At 48.7% G+C, this 6997-nt stretch carries 17 protein-coding genes and 1 pseudogene; 3 read left to right on the forward strand and 15 right to left on the reverse strand.

Annotated features, from left to right (window positions below; translation table 11 throughout):
- From EQY_RS0116425 to EQY_RS0116485, 13 genes and pseudogenes are all read right to left on the reverse strand, one after another.
- Positions 1–297, reverse strand: a pseudogene (locus EQY_RS0116425) (replication endonuclease); the annotation flags it as partial.
- Between the two features lie 72 nt (positions 298–369).
- Positions 370–600, reverse strand: a complete 231-nt coding sequence (locus EQY_RS26860) for a derepression protein (RefSeq protein WP_000013448.1) — start codon at positions 598–600, stop codon at positions 370–372.
- Positions 601–938: 338 nt separating this feature from the next.
- Entirely contained in the window at positions 939–1085 is a 147-nt protein-coding gene (locus tag EQY_RS0116435; RefSeq protein WP_000548496.1) for a hypothetical protein, read from the reverse strand.
- A 67-nt stretch (positions 1086–1152) separates the two neighbouring features.
- On the reverse strand, positions 1153–1977 hold the full coding sequence (locus EQY_RS0116440; RefSeq protein ID WP_000735346.1) for an SPFH domain-containing protein: 825 nt from the start codon (positions 1975–1977) through the stop codon (positions 1153–1155).
- Positions 1974–2186, reverse strand: coding sequence for a hypothetical protein (locus tag EQY_RS0116445; protein WP_001036814.1), 213 nt, complete (start codon positions 2184–2186; stop codon positions 1974–1976). The genes EQY_RS0116440 and EQY_RS0116445 overlap by 4 nt, the downstream gene beginning before the upstream one ends.
- Before the next feature lie 11 nt (positions 2187–2197).
- A complete protein-coding gene (locus EQY_RS0116450) occupies positions 2198–2497 on the reverse strand; it encodes an ead/Ea22-like family protein (RefSeq protein WP_000104289.1) in 300 nt (99 codons plus the stop codon).
- The gene (locus EQY_RS0116455; protein WP_000153674.1) at positions 2494–2739 is read right to left on the reverse strand and encodes a MarR family transcriptional regulator; all 246 of its coding nucleotides are present in this window, start codon (positions 2737–2739) and stop codon (positions 2494–2496) included. Before EQY_RS0116455 ends, EQY_RS0116450 begins: the two co-directional genes overlap by 4 nt.
- Positions 2736–2966, reverse strand: coding sequence for a hypothetical protein (locus tag EQY_RS0116460; protein ID WP_000597304.1), 231 nt, complete (start codon positions 2964–2966; stop codon positions 2736–2738). The genes EQY_RS0116455 and EQY_RS0116460 overlap by 4 nt, the downstream gene beginning before the upstream one ends.
- 28 nt (positions 2967–2994) lie before the next feature.
- Positions 2995–3408 carry a hypothetical protein gene (locus tag EQY_RS0116465; RefSeq protein WP_000991900.1) on the reverse strand — a complete coding sequence of 138 codons (414 nt, stop codon included), beginning with the start codon at positions 3406–3408 and terminating at the stop codon, positions 2995–2997.
- Between the two features lie 91 nt (positions 3409–3499).
- Positions 3500–3613, reverse strand: a complete 114-nt coding sequence (locus tag EQY_RS26285; RefSeq protein WP_000021718.1) for a hypothetical protein — start codon at positions 3611–3613, stop codon at positions 3500–3502.
- On the reverse strand, positions 3610–3852 hold the full coding sequence (locus EQY_RS0116475) for a DUF4754 family protein (RefSeq protein ID WP_000357023.1): 243 nt from the start codon (positions 3850–3852) through the stop codon (positions 3610–3612). The genes EQY_RS26285 and EQY_RS0116475 overlap by 4 nt, the downstream gene beginning before the upstream one ends.
- 11 nt (positions 3853–3863) lie before the next feature.
- Positions 3864–4142 (reverse strand): hypothetical protein, encoded by a 279-nt coding sequence (locus EQY_RS0116480; RefSeq protein ID WP_000159463.1) that lies wholly within the window; start codon positions 4140–4142, stop codon positions 3864–3866.
- 10 nt (positions 4143–4152) lie between these two features.
- Positions 4153–4503: a DUF4761 family protein gene (locus tag EQY_RS0116485; RefSeq protein ID WP_000813715.1), complete on the reverse strand. Its 351-nt coding sequence runs from the start codon at positions 4501–4503 to the stop codon at positions 4153–4155.
- A 142-nt stretch (positions 4504–4645) separates the two neighbouring features.
- Between EQY_RS0116485 and EQY_RS26290 the strand changes: the two genes are divergently transcribed.
- Complete coding sequence (locus EQY_RS26290) at positions 4646–4882, forward strand: hypothetical protein (protein WP_138984122.1); 237 nt, start codon at positions 4646–4648, stop codon at positions 4880–4882.
- Here EQY_RS26290 and EQY_RS0116490 read toward each other — a convergent pair.
- Positions 4876–5367, reverse strand: a complete 492-nt coding sequence (locus EQY_RS0116490) for a hypothetical protein (protein WP_000181337.1) — start codon at positions 5365–5367, stop codon at positions 4876–4878. The two genes, EQY_RS26290 and EQY_RS0116490, sit on opposite strands and share 7 nt — an antisense overlap.
- An 81-nt stretch (positions 5368–5448) precedes the next feature.
- Positions 5449–5976: a Cox family DNA-binding protein gene (locus EQY_RS0116495; RefSeq protein ID WP_001204239.1), complete on the reverse strand. Its 528-nt coding sequence runs from the start codon at positions 5974–5976 to the stop codon at positions 5449–5451.
- 103 nt (positions 5977–6079) lie between these two features.
- Here EQY_RS0116495 and EQY_RS0116500 point away from each other — a divergent pair, with 103 nt between their 5' ends.
- Together EQY_RS0116500 and EQY_RS0116505 are read left to right on the forward strand one after the other, a co-directional pair.
- Positions 6080–6421, forward strand: coding sequence for a helix-turn-helix domain-containing protein (locus EQY_RS0116500; protein WP_000247829.1), 342 nt, complete (start codon positions 6080–6082; stop codon positions 6419–6421).
- Positions 6422–6490: 69 nt separating this feature from the next.
- Positions 6491–6997 (forward strand): phage integrase (locus tag EQY_RS0116505; protein ID WP_000023743.1); only part of this gene is annotated, 507 nt, incomplete at its 3' end.

Raw genomic sequence — 6997 nt, forward strand, 5'->3', positions numbered from 1 at the left:
CCCGCCAGCAGTGCGATGCGCCAGCATTGCCGCGAATACGGAGGCCGGGGAGTCGTAATACGCCAGCAGTGATTCGCCGTGTGGTGTCAGGCAGTGCAACGCCAGCCCGTGTGGTGTGAAGTCCACGCGGTAGCAGTCGTCTACTGTGAAATAAAGGGTGTCCGCATTCTCCGGTTTTGTGGTGCGTGCTCTGTTGTCACGACCACGGATGTAGAGATCAAATAATCCCTGAAGAATGGGAGCCAGACGGGTGTCCTGTGTGCGCACCCATCTTGTGAAGTCATGAGCGTCAATCATGCTGCAATTCTCTTTACTACAGATGTGCGAAGGCCTCCCGCCGCAAGGTGCAGGAAAGGCCCGGAACAGGAATTAATGGAGTTTGTTTTGCTGCTGGATGAGCTGCTGAAGCTCGCGCAGATCATCCGCCAGATAGCTGAAAACAGAGGCGGAATAGCTGTTCGATAGTGCGTGACTGCGTTCATGCAGCATATTGATGTGCATGATTTGCGCGACACGGAATGCGCGGAAAAGTCTGCGGTTGATTTCAGTCTGGATGTGACGACGCTCCGCGATAGCGCGGTGCTGTTTGCGGTTTGCCATGGTGTGGCCTCTGTAGTTGCAAGTTTTGAAAACTCACCATCCAGAGGTTGCAATTCTGGGTGGTGAGACGTACGGGGTTGCAACCACCGGCAACTACAGAAACCGGCCCGACCGAAGTCGGCCCCGTACGCCCCACCATAATTCGTGTGCGAAAAAGACGTGGCGATACGGTACGCACAAAAAAACCGCTGGCGCGGTTGTGCGCTGTAGTTGTCAGCGGGGGTTGCAATCCCGGCACTCGTTTTATGAGGTGCAGCGGAAATGTAACCTGACTGATTGCGGCATGGCAAGCGGTTTTTTTGTGTATACATGGGTTAACCTTCTGGCAGTGACACGGATTACACGGCGTACAGGCCGCGAGCGTGACACCACACTTCAAACATTCGTTTCACAATTTCGCGGCAGTAGTAGCCATCAACATCCCTTGTCAGGTCATAGCGATTGCCGTAACGCTGGCGCATCCATCGTTCAAAGGCTTTGTGCATGTTCTGTCCTCTGGCTTTTTGTTTATTCGTTATATTTCCGGCCAGCGGTTTCACTGGCCGGGTTGAATCACTTCACCGGAACAAACGGAACAGCGGTATTACTGGTCATGTATTGCGGCAGCGTGCCGTTCCATTTGTTGATTGCTTCCAGCTCCATAACACCGGGGTTCTGGCGCAGAGCTTCACCGCGTAAACGAATAGCATCGGCTTCAGCCTGGGCTTTTGTGCGAATGGCATCAGCCTGTCCGGCTGCTTCTGCGCGTAGCATGTTGGCTTCTGCTTCGCGTTGCTTGACTTCCTGCTCGCGTTGCAGGGTTTTCTGGTTTGCCGTGACTTTGGCGTTAATGCTGTCGATAACGGTTGGCGGATATTCCGGTTTACCCACATAAGAGAGGCTCATGACCTGAATACCGATGGGGGTCATCTCTTCCTGAATATCTTTAAGTGCTGAATCCAGCAGTTCAGACTTACCACCGTCGATAAACTTATCGGTGGTCATTTTGCTGGCCAGTCGGTTGAGTGCATCGGCGATCTTCTGGCGCAGGTCAGTGTCGGTAATGTCATCCACGCCTTTGCGGTAGGTCTGAAACACTGTGGTAACTTTGGATGGATCAACCTTGTAAGCCACGCCGATGTGATAGCCGATGGTTGTGCCGTCACTCATCTGGAAGCTGAACGGCTCATCGTAGGTCTTCATTTGCTTGAAGGTGGGGAAGATGTAAACCTCTGTATTCCAGCCAGTCCAGTAGCGGCCAACGCCAACCACTTCGCCGACGCCTTTGTCGTCGCCCAGTTTGTTGACTTTGATGCCTACATTGCCCGGCTCCACGCGGTCACAGCCAACCAGAAGTGTGGTCATCAGGAGAGGGATGAGTGGTAATAGTTTTTTCATTGTTTGGTTTCCATAATTGCTTTGATGTAGTTACTGAAAAAGCGGACAACGCCCGCCGGGTACAGCAAGGCGACAAAAATGCCCAGCAATACCAGGAAGGAGCTGTCTGATGAAATCATTCTGGGAAGTAGCCCCACATACAGAATGAGAGAAACGAGGACGCATACCAGCGCCCACATGTATGCGCGAAACCAGGTCTTTTTGTTCATATCGCGGTTCTTTACTGGTTAAGGAAAAAATCAAAAACCTTGTCGATGCGTTGCAGTAGCTCTCGTTGCATTGCTTCCGGCGTTTCTGGTTCACCAGGCGAACCCAGTGGTGCGCAGAAATCAGCGATTTCATGATGGAGCGTCAGGCGAATGGCTGGAGCCATGGTTCTGGCGTGCTCCAGCTCATCCAGCAGTGCCAGCACAGCGGACGGCGAGAGCATTGCGTGAAACGCTAGTAATTTTTGATGCGTTGCCATTCGTTGCGAGTCTGTCGCCAGTTCGCGTAGTTCCTGGTGGTTGATGGTGCTCATGCTCTGGCTTCCTTCAGTAGTTGGTTAAACATGTTGGTAAGTGGATTGCCGCACCCGAACGGCATCGGGTTTATCTGGTAAGAAAAGCGACCGCCTGTTTTGCGCTCTTTTCTTATGACTGAACCGCTGCGCCAGAGTCGGCGTAACTCCGCATTAATGGCTGTGGTTGGGGTATTTAGCGCGGCAGCGATTTCTCCACCGCTACAACCCGGATTGGCGGCGATGTAGTCCAGAATGGTCATCTTCGTGGCTCCTGTACCCTGGTCGTTAGTTGCCTGCTTTTTTTGCGCAGAACCTGTACATACATCACGTTAGTAGCCGTGTAATGCTTCCCGTTCTTAAGCCAGATGTGATGAATACCGGGCTCGCTGCGGGAGGGGGCTGTTCTGTCGTGATCGATCAGGCTGTCTTCCACGTCGTATTCAATGCCGCCCGATGTGAAATGTACGGTTAAGAATGATTTGATCATCGCTGTGCTCCTTTGGTTTTTCATGGGGTTATGCGTTAAATGGGGAAGAGGTTGCCATGTCGATGAACGCAATCCGGTCGCGTCTGATGATGTGTACATCACTCAGCGGTTCGCTCTCATTTGCCGGAACCGCAGCAATCATGTAGCTCCCCTGCAGGTCTGCCAGGATGATGTATTCCTGTTGTGGGTTGTTGATGATAAAGACCCGTTTCCCAATGCTGGGGGAAGAAGTGTTGGTGCCGGCTAATTGAGCTTTGAGAGTGCTGATTTCGTTGTTCAGGCTTTCAATAAGTCCAGCAGCACTTGCGGTGACTTCTGCTATAGCCATTGAACGAACATAAAAGGGAATAAGCCCTTCTCTCAATGCCTGCCTGGCTAATGCATCTTCCATTTCTGATATTTTTTTCAGTTTGGTGATGGTGACTGTATCTTTAGCGTTCATTTTGTATCCTCGTTATTTGTGTGTGCGAATACCTCCGCGAGTGCGGATTGTTTTCACGTTTTCTTATTTAATCTGGTGTTTAGTTGTGCTGTTATTCGTCGGGGAAATAACGTTCAATCTTTTTCACTGAATGAATAATTCGCACAATCCCAATGGCGCAGACCACCGAAATAATCAGAACAAGCCAGGACATAAATATACTCATGCGGCGTTCTCCAGTTCGTATGGTTCAATAATGCACCCTTTACACAAAAGCCCCACCACAGTTTCGAGTTCTTTATATGCGTAAAAATCCCTTCGAATTTTGGCGTATTCCCGAAGGTGGCGAACCGATTCTGTCAGCGAGTTATGAGCTAGGGGAACAGCAGAATGACCGTACTCCGCTACATCAAAATGATATTGCTCAAGTGCTTTGTTAATGAGAGTTTTATATTCTTTGTCCATCGCAATATCCTTTAATCTGCTTTCTGAATTTCAGCTTCTGAATCCATGCAGATAATTTCGATGTATGGTTCATCGCTATTAATCTGACGTGCCTTTTCAGCTTTGCTAATGATTTCTCGTACGGTCTGGTACGGAAGCTCCACAGTCAGGCGCGTACCGTTCAGATAAACGTAAGTAGCTGCGTTTTTTTCGGATGGAACAACTCCGTCAATGGCTGATGCGCGTAATAACAGTTCACCGCGAAAATCAATAAAACGGATAAATACACCTTGTGCATGCTCTTTGGTCATAAAGCACCTGTTATAAATCAGTCTGTTTAATAAAACTTTGTCCGCGAAGCAGACGATCAACCGTGCGTAGTGCTTCGTATAATGTGAAATCCTGCCCGAACTGATTGTCGCCGCTGCTTAGTGCAAAAATGCGATTTCCGGTAAACGGATTGCGTGGGCATTTATGGACCACGATTCCAGCTTTCTCAATCAGCCAGGCATGCTCGCCGATTTGTTTTACTGGGTGGCCATCCGGCGTTGCGTGTGTTTCGCTCAGGCTGTAACGAGAGCTGCTGCGTGATGCACTGGTAGCGAAACGGTTAGCATGGCGTTCTGCCCCGTTGCGGAAGCGTTGCTGTGAAGAATTACGTCGTTGCTTCATACAAAAATATCCTGCTGCTGTTGCGAATTTGTGCCGGGTTTTAGCCATGTCCGGCGCATGGTTTTGTGGTATTTTTCCGGCGCCCGCAGTCTTGAAGGGGCTGTAAAGGGCGCGTGTTTAACCAACCACAAATGAGGTTTATATGACTCAAAAATCAGTACCTGTTTATACGCCCAGTGAACTTGAGTGTCTGAGTGTTAATAATCATGCCTGCCTACGTTTCCATTATGATTTAGGTAACGATACTGAGTTACCTAAAGCTGGAGAGTTGTTTACGGCCTTAACTCTTGAGCAAGCAAAAGACCTTGTTGTTTTTCTTCAGCAATACATCTCAAAGGCTGAGATTACAGAATCCTTAAGCTCTAAATCACGTCATTGATTTATGAATCCGAGGAACTTCCCTTTTTTGAGGTACCGCCGGTTCATTTTTACTGAGTCAACTTGAAGGTCTTGACTTTCTTTTATATCGGGGGTACAAGCCCCCGATATATTTCGTGGCTCAATTAGCATTGATTTGTTATTCAGAATCTGCCCGTAAAGTTCCAGTGCTTCTTCAGCAGGAAAACGGAGCATGACGCCGTATATTGGTTCTAAAATCATTCCAATCGTCTCTTTGACGTCATCTCGACAAAAATGACCGTATTCATCGTCAGGATGCAGGGTGACACTTTTCAAATCTTCGCCATTCTGAAGCTTTGATTTAAATGCCATCAGGTCAGCGAACGTTCTGTGTAATTCGTGGTAGTCAACGCTGATTTCAATCTGCGGTTTGCCCGGAAAAACCAGCAAAAGCTTCTGGTGTGGTTTTTCGTTTTTCAGGGCTTCCAGTCGTTCCAGTAGTGCTTTATCTTCGTGGTTTGTCATTTCAAAGTCCCAGCCACAGCAACCATGCGTCTCGTTGTTCTTTCGGGCGTGCAAAGAATGCGTCGACGCTCTTGATGTTGCTCATGATAAATCGCTCTCGTGATCTCTGCGTCTTTCCAGTTTTGAGCTTCTACCCATATAAACCCGTTTTCCGTTAACGGTCTGGCAGTCTTCTTTGTCGGCTGGAGAGAACTTTCTTTTCTGGCGGTCATACGTCCAGTAGCTTTTCCAGTTGTGCCATTCTGGTGGCTCAAGCTCTGGTAACTCGTCAGCAAGTGCGTCCCATTCTTTGGTGTTAAACCACCATACGCCGTCTGAATCTTCATCTTCCGGGTTTGTGCGCGTTTTGTGTCCCGGCATTTGACCGCGATTAAGGGCCATGCGCAGTGCGGCTTTTGTTAGCCCAATATATGCCGCGCCTCTTTCCAGAGAGCAAAGCCCGGCGATCGGACCATCCAGCCGTAAATTTGCTCCTTTTTTGTAAGAGCGCTTTTTCTTGTTTTCTTCGTGTTCGTCGTTGTTGGCGGCATCAATGGATCCGCTGAGTGTGTCACTTTCCTGAAGTGGTTGGTGGTCAGATAACTCTTTATCGGCAATGAAGTCCCGCATTTGTTATCCTCTTGTGTTGGTGCGCTTGTCGCGCCTTGTGATGGTTTGTTTTGGTTTGTTTACTTCACCTTGTGGTGAAGAATGAAGAGAGGATACTCATCGTATGGTGAACATGTCAAGAGATTATGCCAAAAAACTAAAGGCGATCAGAAATGCGGAAAAACTTACCCAATCTCAGTTTTCGCAAGTAACGGGGGTTTCTGTAGGGACTATAGGAAATTATGAGTCTGGATATAAACCTGCGCGAATTGAGGTTGTAGAAAAAGTAATCCAAGTCGAGCGATTCGAAAAATACACTATGTGGATACTTCACGACAAAACATTTCCCGCTGCCGGGCAGGTTGCTCCGGCTCTCTCTCTTGATGGCTCCATTCAGTCGGAGGACGATCAGGCTTCAATCGGCATTACCCAAAAATCACCCCGATCAGGCCGCAATGTTGGCTGACTTTACACATTGAGCGAATTACATCTCGCAAGGAGTGTTTAGTTAATTTATCCGTTGGAGGGGCTAATCATGTCGATTAAGCAACTCAAAGACGGACGTTATCGGGTTGATGTCAGACCTCAGGGGGCGGAAGGAAAGCGGATTCGGAAAACCTTTACCCTGAAATCAAAGGCTCAGGAGTTTGAGAAGTATGTGTTACAGAACTTCCATGACAAGCCATGGCAGGCTAAGCCAGCTGATCAGCGGCGATTATCAGAGCTGCTTGATGCGTGGTGGATGCTTGACGGGCGTAATCAGGCTTACGGGGATAGCTACAGGGTCAGGCTAGGGAAGGTTATTCGTGAAATGGGAGATCCTCGCGCCAGTCAGATGACGCGAAAATTTATGCTTGAATATCGGTCAGAGAAATTACAGGCCGGATTAATGCCGTCCAGTATTAATCGTGATTTATGCGTTCTGTCTACCATGTTCACGGTGCTGATTGAAGCTGAGGTCTTTCACAACGCGAACCCTGTACGCGGTATACGTAAACTGAAAGTTCAGAACACAGAGATGGCCTTTCTTTCTGATGATGAG

The organism is Escherichia sp. TW14182 (genome assembly GCF_000208525.1).
GTDB lineage: Bacteria > Pseudomonadota > Gammaproteobacteria > Enterobacterales > Enterobacteriaceae > Escherichia > Escherichia ruysiae.

Bases quoted from the DNA above. Each gene is read 5' to 3' on its own strand.
- EQY_RS0116445 (WP_001036814.1), bottom strand. From the start codon at position 2,186: ATGAACAAAAAGACCTGGTTTCGCGCATACATGTGGGCGCTGGTATGC.
- EQY_RS0116495 (WP_001204239.1), bottom strand. From the start codon at position 5,976: ATGCGGGACTTCATTGCCGATAAAGAGTTATCTGACCACCAACCACTT.
- EQY_RS26290 (WP_138984122.1), top strand. From the start codon at position 4,646: ATGACTCAAAAATCAGTACCTGTTTATACGCCCAGTGAACTTGAGTGT.
- EQY_RS26860 (WP_000013448.1), bottom strand. From the start codon at position 600: ATGGCAAACCGCAAACAGCACCGCGCTATCGCGGAGCGTCGTCACATC.
- EQY_RS0116475 (WP_000357023.1), bottom strand. From the start codon at position 3,852: ATGGACAAAGAATATAAAACTCTCATTAACAAAGCACTTGAGCAATAT.
- EQY_RS0116435 (WP_000548496.1), bottom strand. From the start codon at position 1,085: ATGCACAAAGCCTTTGAACGATGGATGCGCCAGCGTTACGGCAATCGC.
- EQY_RS0116500 (WP_000247829.1), top strand. From the start codon at position 6,080: ATGGTGAACATGTCAAGAGATTATGCCAAAAAACTAAAGGCGATCAGA.
- EQY_RS0116480 (WP_000159463.1), bottom strand. From the start codon at position 4,142: ATGACCAAAGAGCATGCACAAGGTGTATTTATCCGTTTTATTGATTTT.
- EQY_RS0116440 (WP_000735346.1), bottom strand. From the start codon at position 1,977: ATGAAAAAACTATTACCACTCATCCCTCTCCTGATGACCACACTTCTG.
- EQY_RS26285 (WP_000021718.1), bottom strand. From the start codon at position 3,613: ATGAGTATATTTATGTCCTGGCTTGTTCTGATTATTTCGGTGGTCTGC.
- EQY_RS0116455 (WP_000153674.1), bottom strand. From the start codon at position 2,739: ATGACCATTCTGGACTACATCGCCGCCAATCCGGGTTGTAGCGGTGGA.
- EQY_RS0116485 (WP_000813715.1), bottom strand. From the start codon at position 4,503: ATGAAGCAACGACGTAATTCTTCACAGCAACGCTTCCGCAACGGGGCA.
- EQY_RS0116450 (WP_000104289.1), bottom strand. From the start codon at position 2,497: ATGAGCACCATCAACCACCAGGAACTACGCGAACTGGCGACAGACTCG.
- EQY_RS0116490 (WP_000181337.1), bottom strand. From the start codon at position 5,367: ATGACAAACCACGAAGATAAAGCACTACTGGAACGACTGGAAGCCCTG.
- EQY_RS0116460 (WP_000597304.1), bottom strand. From the start codon at position 2,966: ATGATCAAATCATTCTTAACCGTACATTTCACATCGGGCGGCATTGAA.
- EQY_RS0116465 (WP_000991900.1), bottom strand. From the start codon at position 3,408: ATGAACGCTAAAGATACAGTCACCATCACCAAACTGAAAAAAATATCA.